Annotated in this window: 17 protein-coding genes; 6 read left to right on the top strand and 11 right to left on the bottom strand. The window is 34.2% G+C overall.

The window, feature by feature from the left end:
• Nucleotides 1–178 precede the first annotated feature (178 nt).
• From ACJJVJ_RS01780 to ACJJVJ_RS01760, 5 genes are all read right to left on the bottom strand, one after another.
• Nucleotides 179–745: a DUF4494 domain-containing protein gene (locus tag ACJJVJ_RS01780; protein ID WP_104514870.1), complete on the bottom strand. Its 567-nt coding sequence runs from the start codon at nt 743–745 to the stop codon at nt 179–181.
• A gap of 215 nt (nt 746–960) precedes the next feature.
• Nucleotides 961–1,407 carry a TlpA family protein disulfide reductase gene (locus ACJJVJ_RS01775; protein WP_405368548.1) on the bottom strand — a complete coding sequence of 149 codons (447 nt, stop codon included), beginning with the start codon at nt 1,405–1,407 and terminating at the stop codon, nt 961–963.
• Nucleotides 1,408–1,614: 207 nt separating this feature from the next.
• Nucleotides 1,615–2,223: a hypothetical protein gene (locus ACJJVJ_RS01770; RefSeq protein WP_405368546.1), complete on the bottom strand. Its 609-nt coding sequence runs from the start codon at nt 2,221–2,223 to the stop codon at nt 1,615–1,617.
• Between the two features lie 261 nt (nt 2,224–2,484).
• A complete protein-coding gene (locus tag ACJJVJ_RS01765; protein ID WP_405368544.1) occupies nt 2,485–3,120 on the bottom strand; it encodes a thiamine phosphate synthase in 636 nt (211 codons plus the stop codon).
• Between the two features lie 118 nt (nt 3,121–3,238).
• Entirely contained in the window at nt 3,239–3,976 is a 738-nt protein-coding gene (locus ACJJVJ_RS01760; RefSeq protein WP_104514865.1) for an NrtR DNA-binding winged helix domain-containing protein, read from the bottom strand.
• A 262-nt stretch (nt 3,977–4,238) separates the two neighbouring features.
• On the opposite strand from ACJJVJ_RS01760, the gene ACJJVJ_RS01755 reads away from it, so the two are divergent.
• The 6 genes from ACJJVJ_RS01755 (at nt 4,239) to ACJJVJ_RS01730 (ending at nt 11,232) form a co-directional block, all read left to right on the top strand.
• The gene (locus tag ACJJVJ_RS01755; protein ID WP_405368542.1) at nt 4,239–5,156 is read left to right on the top strand and encodes a hypothetical protein; all 918 of its coding nucleotides are present in this window, start codon (nt 4,239–4,241) and stop codon (nt 5,154–5,156) included.
• Nucleotides 5,157–5,244: 88 nt separating this feature from the next.
• Nucleotides 5,245–6,312 carry a substrate-binding domain-containing protein gene (locus tag ACJJVJ_RS01750; protein ID WP_405368540.1) on the top strand — a complete coding sequence of 356 codons (1,068 nt, stop codon included), beginning with the start codon at nt 5,245–5,247 and terminating at the stop codon, nt 6,310–6,312.
• 18 nt (nt 6,313–6,330) lie between these two features.
• Complete coding sequence (locus ACJJVJ_RS01745; protein WP_405368539.1) at nt 6,331–7,863, top strand: sugar ABC transporter ATP-binding protein; 1,533 nt, start codon at nt 6,331–6,333, stop codon at nt 7,861–7,863.
• 10 nt (nt 7,864–7,873) lie between these two features.
• Nucleotides 7,874–8,842 (top strand): ABC transporter permease, encoded by a 969-nt coding sequence (locus ACJJVJ_RS01740; protein ID WP_104514862.1) that lies wholly within the window; start codon nt 7,874–7,876, stop codon nt 8,840–8,842.
• Nucleotides 8,843–8,855: 13 nt separating this feature from the next.
• A complete protein-coding gene (locus ACJJVJ_RS01735; RefSeq protein WP_405368537.1) occupies nt 8,856–10,340 on the top strand; it encodes a mannitol dehydrogenase family protein in 1,485 nt (494 codons plus the stop codon).
• Nucleotides 10,341–10,350: 10 nt separating this feature from the next.
• Nucleotides 10,351–11,232, top strand: coding sequence for a carbohydrate kinase (locus ACJJVJ_RS01730; protein WP_405368535.1), 882 nt, complete (start codon nt 10,351–10,353; stop codon nt 11,230–11,232).
• A gap of 98 nt (nt 11,233–11,330) precedes the next feature.
• Here the strand turns inward: ACJJVJ_RS01730 and moeB are convergent, their stop codons facing one another.
• From moeB to ACJJVJ_RS01700, 6 genes are all read right to left on the bottom strand, one after another.
• The gene (gene moeB, locus ACJJVJ_RS01725; RefSeq protein WP_405368533.1) at nt 11,331–12,386 is read right to left on the bottom strand and encodes a molybdopterin-synthase adenylyltransferase MoeB; all 1,056 of its coding nucleotides are present in this window, start codon (nt 12,384–12,386) and stop codon (nt 11,331–11,333) included.
• On the bottom strand, nt 12,383–13,507 hold the full coding sequence (gene thiH, locus ACJJVJ_RS01720; protein WP_405368531.1) for a 2-iminoacetate synthase ThiH: 1,125 nt from the start codon (nt 13,505–13,507) through the stop codon (nt 12,383–12,385). Before thiH ends, moeB begins: the two co-directional genes overlap by 4 nt.
• Before the next feature lie 3 nt (nt 13,508–13,510).
• On the bottom strand, nt 13,511–14,281 hold the full coding sequence (locus tag ACJJVJ_RS01715; protein WP_405368529.1) for a thiazole synthase: 771 nt from the start codon (nt 14,279–14,281) through the stop codon (nt 13,511–13,513).
• 37 nt (nt 14,282–14,318) lie between these two features.
• A complete protein-coding gene (gene thiE / locus ACJJVJ_RS01710; RefSeq protein ID WP_405368528.1) occupies nt 14,319–14,942 on the bottom strand; it encodes a thiamine phosphate synthase in 624 nt (207 codons plus the stop codon).
• Nucleotides 14,939–15,703: a hydroxymethylpyrimidine/phosphomethylpyrimidine kinase gene (locus tag ACJJVJ_RS01705; RefSeq protein WP_405368526.1), complete on the bottom strand. Its 765-nt coding sequence runs from the start codon at nt 15,701–15,703 to the stop codon at nt 14,939–14,941. The genes thiE and ACJJVJ_RS01705 overlap by 4 nt, the downstream gene beginning before the upstream one ends.
• 140 nt (nt 15,704–15,843) lie before the next feature.
• Nucleotides 15,844–16,446, bottom strand: a complete 603-nt coding sequence (locus tag ACJJVJ_RS01700) for a thiamine phosphate synthase (protein ID WP_405368524.1) — start codon at nt 16,444–16,446, stop codon at nt 15,844–15,846.
• Between the last annotated feature and the right edge of the window lie 73 nt (nt 16,447–16,519).

Raw genomic sequence — 16,519 nt, 5'->3', positions numbered from 1 at the left:
ATTTATAGCGACTCTATTAAATCACGATTATCTTATCCTGATAATGGAGTGTTTAAGATCTAATTACATAAAAAAAATCCCTTAAAAATGATTCTTTCATTTCTAAGGGATTTTAAACATCAGTAATTTATAAAATACTGCAATTACATATGTGGTATACTATTTTAAATAGAATAAGTTATTCCTCTTCGGCAGCAGCGAGAACATCATCATGGTCCAGTTGTGCATCGATAATTCCTACCGGTTCTGGAGTAGAATCTTTTAATGCGACAAAAGCCTTTAAGCGCTCCATATCATTCTCTTCTCCAGTAAAATATGGAAATACGTCCATAATAGGCGACTCTGAAATTGCAGGAATCGTGTATTCTCCCATCGTGTCTGCCATCGTGCTTACCGTGTTGTCATAAGCCTCTTTTACATCGTTAGCTTGCACTAGTAAATATAAATTAGTCTTACGTTCCTTACCGCTTTCTTCGTCAAAGGCGATAAGAGACACACGCGACTTGAACCATCTATCCGTATTCTCAAAAGGGTGGATCTCTGCAAAGTTTGCCACCTTAATATTAGTAATCTTAATCTCTTCACTCTCTGGCAGGTAAGCCGCCATTTCATGAGTGATTCTACTCTCAGCCTCTGTATAAGAAATCGCATCTACTAGAAACGGTTCTGTCTTTATCTTTTGTGTTCCTGACGCTTCATCAAATTTTCTATATTTCACTTTACATTCGTACCAGGTTGCGCTCATCTTTTTTGTTTTTATGGGTGCCAAATATACCCTAGCACAACAACCCAAATCTTTAAAAAACCGAATAGATATTCACAAATTGAATCACGTCCCTTTAGGTCGTTTGCTTCTAGCAGTTTAGAGATTTTAAAATTTTAAAAGTTCTTTGTTCTCTACAGTTCCGCTTTCGCGAAAGAGGGAAAAATATCTGGCTTTATTGCGGGAAACCGTAAGGGTTAACCCACCAAACTCTCCAATGCATAGAACAAACGGTTCTTAGCGTTATCCTGTGATCCAAATACAGAACGGAACAAATCACCAGTTTTGGTAATTAATAACCACTGTGGTGTGCCTTCTGCTTTAAACTGGTCGTAGACTTTGTGGTGTTGGTCTATGTAAATAGGGAAGGGAATCTGGCCGGTGGTAAATATGCTTTTTATGTTTTCTTTGTTTCCCTCGCGTTTTTTAAAATCGCTGTGTATAGCGGCTACTTGTATACTGGGATATTGCAGTTGAAACTCATAGGCGAGTGGTATGGCGCGACCTGTGCAGCCTAGACAGTCATTGTTATAGATAAGTAATAACTGCACTTGGTTTTTGTGCTCTTGCATGAGATTTAGCACGTTACCATCGAGATCTTTTACTACTATAGTGTCTATACTAATGGGTAAGGAGTCGCTCATTTTTATGGTACTTTGCTGGTTATATAAGATCTACTATCTAGTGTATAGATTGCTTTTTTTCTACTCGCGTTACCGATTGCAACGGCATCCTTTTGTTTTTCTTTTTAAAACAAAAGATATAGTGGAAAGCGGGACCCTTTTTAGGGAAACGCCCATAGAAATATAGGGGTTCTATTGCTTTAAGTAAATGGAAAAAGGGGGACTGGTTTACTTATTAAAGAGTTGTTTAATAGATTTAAGTAATTGGTCTTTTATTTTATCTAAAGATTTTGGGTCTGTTGCGGTAACGCTGGTGGTTGCAATGGGAGCATTTTGTGACGGTTCATTAATATCATAAACCGCAGCTTCTATGACATAGGTAGTTACTTGTTTTGTGTCGTACTCTGGCTCATCGTCATTATAACGCTCTAGACTTAATGTATGTAAACCGTTCATGTAATTGTGTAGTGATTTACTCATTACGGTATCTACGGTCTGTGATTTTTTTGTCGCAAAAAGAATTTTACTGATTTGTTTTTCTTTGCAGTCTTCTACAAAGGCAGCTATTTCTTCTTGGGTTCTTACTTCTTTATAGACGATGTCTGGAAAGATATCGTGCATTTTATAGGTAAAAATGCCTTCTTTGATTAGAATTTGGGCGGTTTGGTCTTCAAATTCTTTTTGCAGTTTCTGGTCATCGGTATTAGCATATACTAATATCTTATCGATGGTCTGGTTATCAAAATCGTCTGATTTCCATGAGGCAGTGGTCATTTTTGAGGTAGAACAACTGGCGCAAAGTATCAGGATGCCTATAATAAAAATACTATTTTTCATAAGATCTGCTTTTAAGGTAATATCATAAAACCCAACGGATTTCATCTTCTATTCAAAGTTAATGGATACGGCTGTTTTAATGGGTATAAAATGAAATAAATGAAGTGCACATTTAATGAGTTACTGATTATTACTTAATAGTAAAAATAGTAAGTCATTAAATGGGATAGTCATTACTAGGCAGGTTATTAACTACCTTATTCTATACATAGAAGGTATTACCTTTTTAAAACTGTGTTGTGTACTTTGAGTATGAAGTAATTATTTAAAAGAATGGCGCATTTCCTCTACCACAGATGCTCCTAAGAGTTGGTTGAATTTTTTAATGCTGTTAAAATCGGCATGTAAACCTTGTGCAACTAATAATCCAGAGACTCCTGTCTCAAGTATATCGTTTACATCTTCTGTGGTGACGTTACCGTAACCTAGAATAGGAGTAGAGGTTTCTAATGTGTCTACTATTGCAGTGTAACCATTTATTCCTAAAGGTGTTATAGTAGAGTCGTTTATAGCTTTATATGGTCCTAATGCGATGTAATCTACATCTTTAGATATAAGGTTTTCACAGTCTTGCAAGGTATGCGCTGTAGCGCCTATCGTTTGCCATGTATAGAGATGATTTCTAGCATGTTCAATGCTGTGGTCTTGAGGTTCTAGAAAAATACCGTCTGCCTTAATCTCGTGTGCAATTTTATAATGGGTCTTTATGACTAGCCTGGTTTGAAAATGTGCGGTTATTTTTATAACCTCTTCGGCCAGGTTCAAATGATCTTTTACAGGTATGTGATCTAAGTCCAGTTGTACTAATTCTACACCACAGCTACATGCTTTTTGAATGTTTTGTAGGTGGTCTATGGTAGAACTTGCTTGAGAACGGTAATGTAGTTTGGGGATCATTATGGGCTGTTTAGTGCTTATTTGGAATAAACAAAAATAAAAGATTTACAGCGCCCTTATATTTTTAAAAGTTAAAAGATTAAATAAATGATAACAAAAGCGTGTTAATAACTCGTTTTTAAATGCTGATCAAGTAATTTTTTTCAAATACCTTATCATAGACATCTTTACTGAACATGTAAAGTTGAGCTGGTTTTTTAGAAACACCTACTTGTTTTTCATCTAGTGCGATAATGTACTTTTTATTGATGAGTTTTCTTCTGAAATTACGGTTGTCTATTTCTATACCTAATATAGACTGGTAGAGATCTTGTACCTCGTTGATAGTAAATTTATCTGGTAATAATTTAAAGATAATAGGCTCTGACAGGCATTTTACTTTAAGATCTTTATAGGCTTCTAGAATTATCTTTTCATGGTCAAAACCTAGTTCTGGCAATGCTGTTACAGGAAACCAGGTAGCACTGTATGGGTTATTTTCAAGATCTACATCTTCTGTTTTTAATAGAAAATAATAGGCTATGGTTATGGTTCTAGAGTTAAAACCTTCGTTTTCTATCCATAACAAGTCTTTCTTACTAGTTAAACGATCTGGATTACCAAATGCTTTAAATTGCTTTTTATACTGGTCTGTAAGTCCAGTTAATTCTTTAAGAACACGTGTTGCGGTCTGGTCGAGTGTCTCTTCTTTATGTACATGGTAACCGGTAAGAACATGATCGTTTACAAGAACCTCTTGTGTAGTTTTTGATTCTAGATAACGCTTAATCAATAAGACGTTTAATGATTTTGCATTTATATCATAGCCGAAAACAACACAATCTACCGATATGTTATCTATTTTTTTTGAGTTCATATTCTTAAGTTATTTATAAGACTAAGTTATCGCAATATATACATTATCTTTTTTGAAATGCTATTAAACGTCATTTAAACGGTAATTTTTAATTTACGATTTTGTCATTTTACGCTCTATTTTATCAATATAACGCAGTTATGTGATAAAATACTACACAAATATTTAAATATTATAGTGTTTAATCCATTAATTGTAATACATTTGAAAAACAAACGTAAAAAAGACGTTTATAAAATATGTCTCATTAAAAAGCTTAATTATGTTAGATAATAATCAATTGATGGAAACGAAAGCGTGTAAAAAGCAATCCTTTTATAAAAGGTCTTTTATTCTAGTTTCTATAAGCATGATGTTGTTTGCAGGAGTGTTTAATGTACAAGCACAAGATGTTACTACCGTAGAGAATGAAGTGGTAGAAAAAGAAATGAGTACGGTAGATAATGAGATGGACAGTTATGAACCTTTTAGTATAAGTGGTCATTTAAAGAACATGCATACCTGGCATGGATTTGTCGTACATCCAGGTGCGCTGTTTGCTACGAGTCTAGAATACAATACTAGAAATAAGAAATTTACATTTGGTGTTTGGGGTGGTGCGAGTTTTTCTTCTGTAGATGTAGAGAACATTACTACTGGAGAGAATGAAAGCGCTTATTATAGAGAATTTTCTATTTATACCAAATACCGTTTTTCTGATCGGTTTTTTATAGAGGCTGTTTCTCATAATAACTATACTGGTGTAGAAGAACGTGGTGATGAATTAAGTTACTGGAGTTATGATAGAACGCAAGGGTACAACTTTGTAGATGTCAACTTCGGTTATAATGTAACTCCTAATACCTTATTATATCTAGCCACTATTATAAATGGTGGTTCTGGAGATTTTGAGATAGAAGAAGATGGGAATTTAAAGAACTCGTGGACGCAATACTTTGAGGTAAGTAGTAAAGTATGGCAAAATGAGACAGCTGACTTATCTGTTTTTGCTGGTGGTGCCTGGTCTTTCTTTACAGATAAAACCTTCTACACAGAGAGTTCAGGTAATATTATTAATGTAGGTGCAACCTACAGCAAGAGGTTTTCTGTACTAGAATATCAAGTGCCTGTGGCAGTAACAGCTATGTGGAATCCTGAGCAAGAAAGAACTGTTTTACAACTGGATATCACGCTGTTTTAAAGTGTGAAATAGTCCTTATATTTATAGTAATAAAATGAAAATCATTAATTTATACTAAGAATTTATTATTTATTCAAATATTTAAATCATGAAAAATATAAACTTAAAGTCTGCTTTTAAGAGCTTGTTTTTACCAGCAGTATTGGTCGTTTTTTGTACGACTTTTTCTAGCTGTGTAGAACATCTAGATGCAGGTACCACAACAGATTCAAGTAGTCAGGAATCTACAGGAGATATTTTTGATAGTGAGCTGGATCTAACAGGTAAGAAAATAGGCTATTGTACACCATCTTTAAATGCTCCATATTATCAGGCGTTATTACAAAGTATTAAATCTACTACAGAGAAGAATGGAATGATATTCTTATCTGCCGACGGTCAGGACGATATTACTAAACAAATAGCTGCTGTCGAAGATCTTATTACTAAAGGTGTAGATGCTTTATTGTTAAATCCAAAGGATCCTGATGCACTGGTGGGGATCACTAACATCGCTACTAAAGCTGGAATACCTGTGTTTATTATAGACAGTTCTATAGACGATAGCGCAAACGTTGTAACTACCATACAATCCAATAATCTAGCAAATGGTGAACTTGCTGGAGAGTGGCTGGCAAAGGAAATGAGAAATAAAGAAATGAATATTGCTTTATTGAGTGGTAACGCTGGTAACCCAGTAGGTAGAACACGTAAACAAGGCTTGTTACAAGGTATTACAGAAGAGCAACTGAGAACACAAGGTAAAATAGATCTTAATATAAAGACACAAGCTTATACAGAATGGTCTTATGCAGGTGGTTTAAAAGCTATGGAAGACATTCTCGTTGCTCATCCAGATGTAAACGTAGTAATAACAGAATCAGATGTTTGTGTTCTAGGTGCCATAAAAGCTATAGCCCAAGCAGGTAAAACAGATGATATTTTAATAGTCGCTGGTGCAGATGGTCAGAAAGAAGCCATTAAATACATCATGGAAACGGACTTTTATGGTTGTACAGCTATGAATAGTCCAGTTCAAATAGGTATCAACTCTGTAAAATACGCAATGGAATACATGAACGGTAAAAGAGATTTCCCTAAAAAATCTTTTACTGTTCCATTGCTCATTACCAAAGAAAATGCAGCGCAGTACTATAATCCCAATGCATTATTTTAATGTCTAACTAGTATGGTTATGAAAAATTCAGAAAACGACTATCGTCTAGAAATGACAGGAATATCAAAAAGTTTTGGTGTGGTGTCTGTTCTTAAAGATGTGAATTTAAAAGTAAAGCCAGGAGAGATCCATGCTTTACTAGGAGAGAATGGCGCTGGTAAATCGACATTGATCAAGATTTTGAGTGGTGTCCATCACAAGGATACCGGTACGGTACGTTTAAATGGACAAGAGATTAATCCTAAAAACACTCATGAAGGTCAGGTTTTAGGAATAAGTGTGGTCTATCAAGAGCTATCTCTTGTAAACGATCTCTCGGTAGCAGAAAATGTTTATTTACACAAACTAGGTGCTAGCAAATTCTGGATGAATTGGGATAAGATCACTAAAGATGCCCAAGAGTTATTAGATTCATTAGGCTTTACGATTGACGCTTCCGCGAAAGTGAGAGATCTAAGCATTGTGCAAAAGCAAGTGGTCGAGATAGCAAAAGCACTTTCAGAAGACACTAAAGTACTGGTGTTAGACGAACCAACAACGGTATTTGATCCTACCGATACTAAAAAGTTATTTGATAATCTGTTTAGATTAAAAGAGAAAGGAATTTCTATCATTTACATATCACACCATCTAGACGAAATTATCAAAATAGCAGACTCTGTCACAGTTCTTAGAGATGGAGTAGATACAGGAAGTATGCCTATATCAGAGACCGATACAGATGGTATTATCAGATTAATGATAGGACGTGATTTAAAAGATTTATTTCCTGCTAGAAATGTAGAAATAGGAACCGAGCCTGTTTTTCAAGTTAAAAACCTAACAGCTAGAGATACTATTGTACATGATGTTTCTTTTTGTGTACGACCTGGAGAAGTGTTAGGAATTGCTGGTTTAGGTGGTAGTGGGAGAACAGAAACTGCAAAATTAATTTTTGGAGCAGATAAAAAGAAATCAGGAACATTAATCCTAGACGGTAAAGAGATTAAAACTAAATCTCCAGTTGATGCTGCAGCTTTTCAAATAGGTTTTGTATCAGAAGATAGAAAGGAAGAAGGAGTGTTTTTACCGCTTTCTATAAGACGTAATATAAGCGTCACGAGCTTTAAATCTATCTCTGGTAAATTAGGTTTTATTAATGTAGAAAACGAGTACAAAAAGGTATTAGGCCTTATTGAAAAATTAAACATTAAAACACCAAGTTCTGAGGTTAACGTTAAAAATTTAAGTGGTGGAAATCAACAAAAAGTGGCATTAGCAAAATGGCTGAGTATCGATAGTAAAGTGATATTTATAGATGAGCCTACTCGTGGTGTAGATGTCGGAGCAAAAATCGAAATCTATAATCTCATCAATGAAGTGGCAAAAAAAGGAGTAGGAGTAGTGGTTATATCGTCTGACATGCCAGAGATTATGGGAATCTCAGACCGTATTCTAGTGATGCATCAAGGTACTATTTATGGAGAGCTACAAAAAGACCAATTTACAGAAGAAAATATACTGCGTTACTCTATAGGTAAACGATTAAAACAACAAACTCAAACTATATAAAATTCACGTTATGGCTTTAACATTAAAAGAACAACTGAGCAGTCCTGGTGGGATTCTTAAGTTTTTAGTCAAATATAATACGGTATTCATTTTTATTTTACTCGTTATATTTTCAGCATTAATTTCTGATGTGTTCTTCACATCGGCAAATATTACTAATTTACTCAAGCAAGTATCTGGAATAGGTATTATTAGTATCGGTATGTTAATCGTAATTCTTACTGGTGGTATTGATTTATCTGTAGGCTCGCTGGTCGCATTGCTGGCAGTAACTTTTGCCATATTGGTTAATCTAGTCGTCTTGCCACTAGCTATATTACTAACCATAGTTATTGGTTTTAGTTTAGGTAGTATTTCAGGTTATCTAGTCGCCTATCAAAAAATGGCTCCTTTTGTAGCCACACTAGCGTTAATGACTATAGCTAGAGGTTTAGGTTTTATTTATTCTAAAGGATCACCAGTAACTTTTAAAACGGCAGGTGGTGTTTTTATGTCTGACTTTGCAAACAATTCTACGTTAGGAGTACCTAATATTGCGATTGTATTTTTTCTAATCGTTATCGCTGCTATGGTGATGCTTCGTTATAATGTTTTTGGTCGTTTGATCATAGCTATAGGTAGTAATGAAGAGGCTTCTCGATTATCAGGTATTAAGGTAAATAAATATAAGTTTTTAGTTTATGCTATATCTGGAGCGCTAGCTGCGACAGCTGCTATTATAGTTGCTTCTAGAACAAATTTAGGATCTCCTAATATGGGAATGTCTTGGGAGCTAGATGCTATTGCGGCAGTAGTTATAGGTGGTGCTAGCTTAAATGGTGGTAGAGGTACTGCTATAAATACGCTTATGGGAGTTCTAATTTTAGGACTTATCAGTAATATTCTTAACCTATTAAATGTTCCTTCTTATCCTCAACAAGTGGTAAAAGGAGCGATTATCATATTTGCCGTTTTACTTCAAAGATTTGAAAGCAAATAATTAAACTATTCAGATGAAAAATTATCAACTTAATACAGTGAACCTTTCAAAAATTTCAGAAAGTATCGCTGTACCCACATACGATAGAACAAAGGTTAAAACAGGAATTGTACATGTAGGTATAGGTGGTTTTCACAGATCTCATGAAGCGTTTTATACCGATCAATTATTGCATGATCCTTCAGCTTCTGACTGGGGAATTTGCGGAATTGCATTACTAGAATTTGATACTAAAATTTATCAAACCTTAAAGAATCAAAATGGATTGTACACATTAATAGTTAAAGAACTAGATGGTACACAAACTACTAGAGTTATAGGCTCTATAGTAGAATATCTTTATGCACCAGAGAATACGCTTGCTGTAATAGAAAAAATGGCCAGTCCAGAGGTTAAAATTATATCATTGACCATTACAGAAGGTGGTTATAATTATAATGAGGCTACCAAAGAATTTGATTTTAGTACTCCATCCATACAACATGATTTAGAGAATCCTGATGCTCCTAAAACAATATTTGGTTATTTAACACAAGCATTAAAATTAAGAAAAGAGCGTGGTTTAAAAGGTTGTACTATTCAGTCATGTGATAATATTCAAGGAAATGGTCACATGACTAAAAGAATGTTATTGAGTTATGTGGCTAAAGCAGTTCCAGAGTTAGTAGACTGGATAGAGTCTCATGTATCTTTCCCTAATGCAATGGTAGATAGAATTACTCCTGCAACAGCTGCTAGTGATATTACTAATTTAAAAGAAACCACAGGGGTACAAGATGCATGGCCTGTAGTTTGTGAACCTTTTAAGCAATGGGTCATAGAAGATGATTTTATAGAAGGTAGACCGGCATGGGAGACTGTAGGTGCGCAATTTGTAGAAAATGTAGAACCTTACGAAAAAATGAAATTGAGTTTGCTTAATGCAGGGCATTCTGTGTTAGGGATTCTGGGAGCATTAATAGGATATGATACCATAGATGAGTCTGTTTCTAACTCTAATATCAGTACATTTTTGCATAACTATATGGATATAGAGGTGACTCCTACATTAGGCGATCTAGAAGGGATTAATTTAAAAGAATATAAAGACTCGTTAATAGAACGCTTTGGAAATATCAACATTAAAGATCAAATCGATCGTATTTGTTCAGAGAGTTCAGCAAAGTTTCCCATCTTCATTTTACCTACTGTAAAAGCACAGTTAGTTGAAAAAGGATCGGTGGAGCTTGCAGCTTTTGTAGTAGCAGCATGGGCTATTTATAGTCTAGGTAAGGATGAAAATGGAAAGGAATTAGTAATAAAGGATGCGATGAAATCACAGCTTCATGAAAAAGCTGTTGCTTCTGTTATAGAGCCTGCTAGCTTTTTAACGCTAGAGTCTATTTTTGGAAATTTATCTTCTTCTACTATTTTTAAAGATGCATTTACAAAAGCATATCAAGATATTACAAAGAATGGAGTAGAGCAATCTGTGATCAACTTAAACGCTAAGAATTAAACAGATGGAAATGAAGAATATAGTTTGTTATGGTGAAGTGCTTTGGGACGTTTTTCCTACACATAAAAAAATAGGTGGAGCTCCCTTAAACGTTGCCTTGCGTTTACAATCTTTAGGTAATTCAGTTTCTGTTATCAGCAGTATAGGAGATGATAAAAAAGGTAGCGAAATAAAAGAATACACAGTAGAACAAGGTGTAAATGCTGATCATATCCAAGTTCATAAAGAGTTAAAAACAGGAAAAGTAAAGGTAATGCTTAACCAGAAAGGTTCTGCTTCTTACGATATTATGTATCCTAGAGCTTGGGATAAAATCCAGTTGACTGAAGAAAACGAGAAACTGACCGAAAACGCTGATGCTTTTATCTACGGTAGTTTGGCTGCAAGAGATGAAACGTCTAGACATACCTTATACGAGCTTTTAAAAATAGCTTCGTATAAAATATTTGATGTAAACTTAAGAGAGCCATATTACACAAAAGAGGTTTTAACTCATTTAATGGAACAAGCAAATTTCATTAAATTTAATGATGATGAGATTTTTGAAATAGGAGAGTTGCTCGACTCAAAAACGCACTCTTTAGAACAGAATATTAAATTCATTGCAGACTTTACCAACACAAAAACTATTTGTGTTACAAAAGGACGTCACGGTGCTATTTTATATTATAATGATAGCTTCTATTATAACAGTGGTTATCAAGTAGAAGTCGTGGATACCGTAGGTGCTGGAGATTCCTTTTTGGCAACTTTAATCAGTAAGTTACTTAAAGAAAATCTACCACAAAAAGCTATTAATTATGCTTGTGCAGTAGGAGCGTTAGTCGCAAGTAGTGAAGGTGCAAACCCACAAATTATAGAACAAGATATTATTGATTTTATGAATTCTTAAACCATCATTAATCCCAAGATGGTTAAATGATTTGAAATAATTATTTATATAAATAAGTAGTTTACTTGATGTCTGTTAATCATTTTTAAATCAATAAATTAAAATATAGAGTCGTTCAGGTAAAACAATGTGTTTTTAAACCCAATTTGTTTCAGTATTTGAACGGCTTTTTTACTGCGTATTCCAGATTTACAATACACTACGAGGTCTCGATCAGTAGTTATTTCTGAACTTCTTTTTTCTAACTCACTTAATGGTATATGGTGACCGCCTATATGATGTAATTCTCTTTCATGAAGTTCTCTTACATCTAATAAATCATAATTTTCATGAAGTGCTTTTAATTGATTTTTAGTAATCCCATAATCATCGACTTTTATACCGCAAGCATAATTATAATCAGGATTTAATTCATTGATTTCTATAGAAGTGTTCTTTTTATAAGTCAATACCATTTGTTGCATGGTGAGCATATTATAGGTTAATAGTTGGTTAGATAACACGTTACCTATGCCGCACACCATCTTAATAACTTCATTGGCTTGTAAACTACCTATAATTCCAGGTAGCACACCTAGAACACCTATTTCTGAGCAATTAGGTGAATCTTTTGGATCAGGTGATGTTGGATATAAACACCTATATGTTGCACTGCCTTTATAATTGAATACACTTACTTGACCTTCAAATTTAAAAATAGCTCCATAAACTAGAGGTTTATTAGTTATTACAGCTGCATCGTTAGCTAGATAACGAGTAGGGAAATTATCACTGCCATCTACTATAATGTCATAATCATTAAATAATTCAATCGCATTTTTTGAATTCAATTTTTCTTGAAATAGATGGAAATTAATAAATGGATTTAACCTTGATAAACGCTTTATTGCTGTTAATGCTTTAGATTTTCCTACATCATCTATAGTATATAAAATCTGACGTTGTAGATTGCTTTGTTCTATCACATCATCGTCTATTACACCTATTGTTCCGACTCCTGCAGCAGTTAGATATTGTAAAATAGCACAACCTAATCCACCTGCACCTATGACTAAGACTCTCGCTTTTTTTAATTTCAGCTGTCCTTTTTCGCCTATTTCATCAAGTAATATGTGACGGTCGTATTGTTTTCTCTCTTCTCTAGTTAGACTCATGATGTTGATGCGTTTTCAAATTGTTCCCAATCTTTCCATACCACTTCTAGGTCTTTACTTTTAAGCATAGAAACGATTTCTTCTGTACTTCTTTCATCAGATATTTCAAATTGTTCTAATGATTGCGGCTCTACAGAATAACCACCAGGATTGGTCTTAGATTCTGCACTAATAGATGTAATACCTAGTTCTACGATATGATCTCTAAACAGCTCACTTTCTCTGGTAGACATCGATAGCTCTATATCTTCATCAAACAGCCTAAAAGCACATATTAATTGGACTAAATCGGCATCTGTCATTTCTACTTTAGGTTCTAAACCACCAGAGTGTGGTCGCAATCTTGGAAAAGAAATCGAGTACTTCGTTTTCCAATAAGTTTTCTGTAAATATTTTAAATGTAAAGCGGTAAAAAAACTATCGGCACGCCAGTCCTCTAGGCCAAATAAAGCACCCAATCCTATTTTATGAATACCAGCTTTCCCTAATCTGTCTGGAGTGTCTAATCGATAATCAAAATTAGATTTTCTCCCTTTGGGATGGTGTTTTTTATACTCCTCTCTGTGATAAGTCTCTTGATATACGAGCACTGCATACAGCCCATTTTCTACCAACAACTCATATTCATCTTGATCTAAAGGCTGGACTTCAATAGTAATATTTGAAAATTGAGCACGTATCAATTGAATAGCATTCTTTAAATACTCAACACCTACAGTTCTATTTGCTTCTCCAGTAACCAATAAAATATGATCGTAGCCTTTTGCTTTTAGAAAAGCTACTTCTTTTAAAATTTCAGCATCGGTTAACGTCCTTCTAGGGATTTTGTTAGTCATACTAAATCCGCAATAGGTACAGATATTTTGACACTCATTACTTAGATACATAGGCACGTACATTTGCATGGTATTGCCAAAACGTTTTTTAGTTAAGAGTTGGCTTTTTTGTGCCATCTCTTCAATAAAAGGTTGTGCGGCTGGAGAAAGTAGTGCTTTAAAATCTTCCATATCCAGTTTATCTTTTGATAAAGCAGCGCTCACCTCTAGAGCCGTTTTATCATAAATGCTCTTTAGAGTAATATCCCAATTATAGGTGTCAAATAAATCTTTAAAATGACTCATACTTTAATTTAAGAAACTAGTTAATGGACTACTTGCAGCAGCCTTTTTACTTATAGGTGCAAGTTTTGCTTCGTATGCCATTCTACCAGCTTCAACCGCCATTTTAAAAGCCACAGCCATTTTAATTGGATCTTGAGATACTGCAATCGCTGTGTTTACTAGAACAGCATCTGCACCTAATTCCATCGCATATGCTGCATGTGATGGTGCGCCTATACCAGCATCAACTATTACCGGCACATTAGATTGTTCTATAATTATCTCTAGAAAATCTTGAGTTTTTAATCCTTTATTGCTTCCTATAGGAGCACCTAGAGGCATGACACATTGCACACCTATATCTTCTAGACGTTTGCACAAAACAGGATCTGCATGAATGTAAGGCATCACGACAAAACCTAACTTTACTAATTCTTCTGCCGCTTTTAATGTTTCTATAGGGTCTGGTAATAAATATCTTGGATCTGGATGTATTTCTAATTTCACCCAATTTGTTCCTAACGCTTCTCTAGATAATTTTGCAGCAAAAATGGCTTCTTTGGCAGTTCTAACTCCAGATGTGTTAGGCAGTAAGTTGATATGTTTATGATTTAAATGAGATAGAATATCGTCATTTTCATTTTGAACATCGACTCTTTTTAAAGCAACGGTTATCAATTCACTTTGAGAAGCTAGTAATGCCTCTTTCATTATTTGTGAAGAGCTAAATTTTCCTGTTCCTGTAAATAAACGAGAACTAAATTCTTTATCGGCAATCTTTAGTAGGTTGTTCATTTTTTCTTTTTAAAATTTTGACTTTCTATTCGCACGTTTATTCTGGTAAATACGTGGCCTTTAAAACATCCTGAAACTCTTTTATACTAGACATGTTACTCGTTATCACTCCAGAAACAGCTATACCATAAACACCTGTTTTTAGAATAGGAGCTACATCATTAATAGCAATACCACCTATAGCGATTATAGGTGTTTTGGTTTTCAATTCTTTAACTATATCTCGATAACCCTTAACACCTAGAACTGGACTTAAATTCCTTTTAGTTTCTGTAAACTGATAAGGTCCTAAACCTATATAATCCACTTTTTTATCTAGAAGGATACGGCAGTCTTCTAGAGTATTTGCTGTACCACCTATGATAAAATCATTACCTAAATACTGACGTGCTATTAGTGGACAAGTATCTGTTTTACCTAGATGTACGCCGTCTGCTTGTACCTCTTTTGCGATTTTATAATGATCGTTTATAATCAATTTAACCCCAAATTCATTAGTGATTTTTCTAGCTTCTATTGCTGTTTTTAAAACAGTTCTATATTCTGTATTTTTTATACGCAATTGCACCCAGGTAATACCATTTAAACATGCTTTACGTATATTTTCTACATGATCTTGCGGTGCAATACCTTGCGTGATATATTGTAATGTATCGATCATGAATTTTCATAATTATGAGTACCTAATAAAGTCTCGTTAGAAGTTAAAAATTGTTCTATGTATCGTTTAGTGTTCGTACAGGCTTCTTCTATTGATAAACCTTTTGATAAATAGGACGCTAGAGCAGATGATAAAACACAACCGCTACCATGTTTCTCAAAAACAACTCCGGTAGAAATAGGAGGTAGGACCAGCTTTTTATCTACATCATAATACACTTCATCCCAACCTTTTTTATCCATTCTATGACCACCTTTTAAATAGATATTGGTTCTTTGAGTAATAAATTTTATAGTATCCTCAATTGATTTATCTGGAAATAACTCTTGTATTTCCTCATAATTAGGAGTTATAAAATCACACTTTTCTAAAACTTTTTCAAGTACATGTAGATTTTGAGAATCGTGAAAAGTAAATCCAGCACTGGCTTTTAAAATGGGATCTAAAACTATAAGTATACTAGAATTGTACGCTCTCAAAACCGTTAATATTTCTAATAAAACATCCCAAGATTTAACGACTCCTATTTTCACCGCTGTTATGGTAAACCGTTCTAAGAGCGTTTCTAATTGGTTTAAAATATCATCTCTTTCTATCCAAATACATTTTTTAAATGAGACATCGTTTTGAACAGTTACCGCCGTACAAACTGATAAACCGTAAAAATTATGTGCCTCAAACGTTTTTAAATCTGAGGTAATTCCTGCACCACTAGAAGGATCTAAGCCTGCAATGGTTAATATGTAGTTTTTATCGTTCACGTGGTTTCTTATTTTAGAGTTCACAACTCATTATTAAGGCGTTCCCTAAAGGACCAGGCTATCACTACTCGCTTTTTTGTGAAGAAAAATCACAAAAAGAGCTCAGACATGCCGTTCTATCCTTAACGCAATCAGTGTATCTATTTTAAGCTTGATTTCTCAAATTGCTTTTTAATTCTTTTAAAACTCTCTAATGGATTTTCGGTATTCCACACGCCGCCCAAAACACCTATACCTTTAAAACCTAACTGCAAAGTTTCTTCTATGGTTTCTGTATTTATACCGCCCATGCCTATGATGGTTTTATCGATGGAATTCACATTAAAACCGCGGCCTTCATAACCTTGTTTTGAAATAGAAGAGAAAACAGGACTTAATAAATGATAATCAAATTCAAACTTACAGGCCTCTAAAACCTCTGATTCATGAAAAGAAGAGCTTATCGTTTTTCCATAAAGGCTCAAATTTTTAAAGTACTGACTAGGAGTATCGATATGATCTATTCTTTTCTGTTCCTGAAAATGAATTCCCTTTAAGTTAAACTCATTGATCAATTCATGATGATTATGCACTACAATTCTGTTGTGATACTCCTTATCAATCATATTTATGTATGCAACGTGTTCTTGGTAATTTTTTGCTGGTTTTCTCAGGTGATAATACATTAAACCTTCTTCAAACAACTGGTTCAATATTTCAATTTCGTTTGAAATATCATTTTCTGGAGCAATAAGAATTATCATAGTTAAGAAGTGTTATTTGAGTTAGGGATTGCAGTGGCATCCTTTTGCTTTTTTGGCAAAAGATATAACGGAA

Source organism: Nonlabens sp. Asnod2-A12 (assembly GCF_045063745.1).
GTDB lineage: Bacteria > Bacteroidota > Bacteroidia > Flavobacteriales > Flavobacteriaceae > Nonlabens > Nonlabens xylanidelens.
This window is presented reverse-complemented; position numbering and strand designations above follow the sequence as displayed.

Coding starts and splice junctions, on each gene's coding strand:
- ACJJVJ_RS01780 (WP_104514870.1), bottom strand. CDS start 745: ATGAGCGCAACCTGGTACGAATGTAAAGTGAAATATAGAAAATTTGAT.
- ACJJVJ_RS01775 (WP_405368548.1), bottom strand. CDS start 1,407: ATGAGCGACTCCTTACCCATTAGTATAGACACTATAGTAGTAAAAGAT.
- ACJJVJ_RS01770 (WP_405368546.1), bottom strand. CDS start 2,223: ATGAAAAATAGTATTTTTATTATAGGCATCCTGATACTTTGCGCCAGT.
- ACJJVJ_RS01765 (WP_405368544.1), bottom strand. CDS start 3,120: ATGATCCCCAAACTACATTACCGTTCTCAAGCAAGTTCTACCATAGAC.
- ACJJVJ_RS01760 (WP_104514865.1), bottom strand. CDS start 3,976: ATGAACTCAAAAAAAATAGATAACATATCGGTAGATTGTGTTGTTTTC.
- ACJJVJ_RS01755 (WP_405368542.1), top strand. CDS start 4,239: ATGTTAGATAATAATCAATTGATGGAAACGAAAGCGTGTAAAAAGCAA.
- ACJJVJ_RS01750 (WP_405368540.1), top strand. CDS start 5,245: ATGAAAAATATAAACTTAAAGTCTGCTTTTAAGAGCTTGTTTTTACCA.
- ACJJVJ_RS01745 (WP_405368539.1), top strand. CDS start 6,331: ATGAAAAATTCAGAAAACGACTATCGTCTAGAAATGACAGGAATATCA.
- ACJJVJ_RS01740 (WP_104514862.1), top strand. CDS start 7,874: ATGGCTTTAACATTAAAAGAACAACTGAGCAGTCCTGGTGGGATTCTT.
- ACJJVJ_RS01735 (WP_405368537.1), top strand. CDS start 8,856: ATGAAAAATTATCAACTTAATACAGTGAACCTTTCAAAAATTTCAGAA.
- ACJJVJ_RS01730 (WP_405368535.1), top strand. CDS start 10,351: ATGAAGAATATAGTTTGTTATGGTGAAGTGCTTTGGGACGTTTTTCCT.
- moeB (WP_405368533.1), bottom strand. CDS start 12,386: ATGAGTCTAACTAGAGAAGAGAGAAAACAATACGACCGTCACATATTA.
- thiH (WP_405368531.1), bottom strand. CDS start 13,507: ATGAGTCATTTTAAAGATTTATTTGACACCTATAATTGGGATATTACT.
- ACJJVJ_RS01715 (WP_405368529.1), bottom strand. CDS start 14,281: ATGAACAACCTACTAAAGATTGCCGATAAAGAATTTAGTTCTCGTTTA.
- thiE (WP_405368528.1), bottom strand. CDS start 14,942: ATGATCGATACATTACAATATATCACGCAAGGTATTGCACCGCAAGAT.
- ACJJVJ_RS01700 (WP_405368524.1), bottom strand. CDS start 16,446: ATGATAATTCTTATTGCTCCAGAAAATGATATTTCAAACGAAATTGAA.